The sequence below is a fragment of the Nocardioides sp. CPCC 206348 genome, assembly GCF_048654705.1.
Lineage (GTDB): Bacteria > Actinomycetota > Actinomycetes > Propionibacteriales > Nocardioidaceae > Nocardioides.
In genome coordinates this window covers 1-1840 of record NZ_JBMCZA010000037.1, presented here as the reverse complement: position 1 = coordinate 1840, position 1840 = coordinate 1, and the positions used below count along the sequence as shown (strand labels likewise).

Annotated in this window: 2 protein-coding genes; both read right to left on the bottom strand. The window is 67.0% G+C overall.

Annotated features, from left to right (window positions below; translation table 11 throughout):
- Nucleotides 1-572 (bottom strand): aldehyde dehydrogenase family protein (locus ACOADB_RS01050; RefSeq protein ID WP_378596069.1); only part of this gene is annotated, 572 nt, incomplete at its 3' end.
- Nucleotides 569-1681 (bottom strand): NAD(P)-dependent alcohol dehydrogenase, encoded by a 1113-nt coding sequence (locus tag ACOADB_RS01045; protein ID WP_378596068.1) that lies wholly within the window; start codon nt 1679-1681, stop codon nt 569-571. The genes ACOADB_RS01045 and ACOADB_RS01050, both read right to left, overlap by 4 nt.
- Nucleotides 1682-1840: the final 159 nt, after the last annotated feature.

Sequence of the window (1840 nt, the reverse complement as noted above, 5' to 3'; positions counted from 1 at the left end):
GCGTCGACGGCCGTTTCAGGCGCCGGCTTGATGACCACGGTGCAGCCTGCGGCCAGGGCCGGGGCAAGCTTGAACATGGTCAGTGACTGGGGAAAGTTCCAGGGAACCACGATCGCGACGACTCCGACCGGGTCCCTGCGCACGACGGTGGCCCGGCCTGGCCGGGCACTGACCCGGGTCTCCTCGATGGGCGTGTGCTCGGCGAGGTCGGCGTAGTAGCGGAGAGTCGCCGCCGGACCCTGGCCTTCTGCCACGCGGGCGAGGCTGATGGGCATTCCGTTTTCTCCACTGACCACCTGGGCGGTCTCGTCGCCACGCTTTGCGAGCTCGTCTGCCAGGGCACGCATCCATGCGGCCCGCTCGGAGCCGGCAGTTCCCGCCCAGGAACCCGCGTGCAACGCCTGCCGAGCCGCGCCGACGGCCTGGTCGACATCCAAAGGTGTGCCGGTCGGCGCCGCCCCGAAGACCTGCTCGGTGGCAGGGGAGATGATGTTGGTCATCGCAGGGTCGCTCGAGGGTTGCCAGCGACCGTCAATGTAGAGGTGACTGCGTTCTTCGAGGATGGCGCTCATGCGGAATCTCCCGGGATGAGGATGGGTTTGATTGTCTGGCCGCTGGCCATGTCGGCTTCGGCCTGGTTGATGTCGCTGAGGGGGTAGGTGCGGATCATCCGGTCGAACGGGAGCTGACCTGCTCTCCACATCTCGATGAGCTGGGGAATGAGCACTCTCGGAAGCGCGTCGCCTTCCAGGATGCCGGTCACGGTCTTGCCCATCGCGAGGGCATCGCCGGGAAGGACGAAGTCGGCACCGACGGCAGACACCATGCCGAGAACGCCGCGAGGACGAAGCGCAGCGACGCCAGCGGAGATGACCGGCATGACGCCGGTGGTGTCCAGCGCGGTGTGGGTGCCGCCCCCAGAGAGTTCGATGACCCGCTCACTCACCTCGGCGTTCGAGAGACCAGCCGCGTGGACCACGTCGGTGGCTCCCAGCTCCAGTGCAAGGTCGAGACGGCCTTGGTGGAGGTCAACGGCGATGATGCGGCCAGCTTCGGCCGCCGAGGCGGCCATGACGGCGGACAGGCCCACAGCGCCCGCTCCGAACACAGCGGTGTGGGAACCGGCACTTACGTGCAGGACATTGAACATGGAACCAACGCCCGTGAGTACGCCACAACCGAGCGGGCCCAGCAGCTCGAGTGGAAGGTCCTTCGGGACCGGCACGGCGTTGCGGGCAGCGACGAGGGCATGCGTCGAGAACGACGACTGGCCGAACCAGTGGGCACCGATCGGTGACCCGGTGGTGTCGAGCGCGCGCTGGTCCCCGGTTCTCGAGCGGCCGACCATGTTGCGGCCCCAGAAGGAGCGACAGTACGCCGGATGGCCCTCGCAGCAGGCGGTGCACTTCCCGCAGTGATCGAAGGAGAGAACGACCGAGTCGCCGACCGCCACCTCGACAACTGCGTCGCCCTTCATGACAACCACTCCGGAACCTTCGTGACCCAGGATCAGCGGGGGCGCCGCCATGAAACCGGCGTGGCGGGGGAGGAGATCGGTGTGGCAGAACCCGGAGCCTGCGATCTTGACGAGGACTTCATCGGGACCGGGGCAGGTGAGTTCGACGTCTTCCAACCGGAAGGGGCCACGGCGTTCACGCAGAACCGCGCTCTGAGCTTGCATCCAGACTCCTCGATTGACCGTGCGTACGGTCAATCGTATCGCGGAAGCCCACGCGACGCCACCACGCAAACGAGCTCCCCGGAGTGTCTAATGACACCCCGAGGAGCTCGAGACGCTGTGTTGGGTGGAGCGGGACTGTCAGGCGACGGTAGAGGCCGC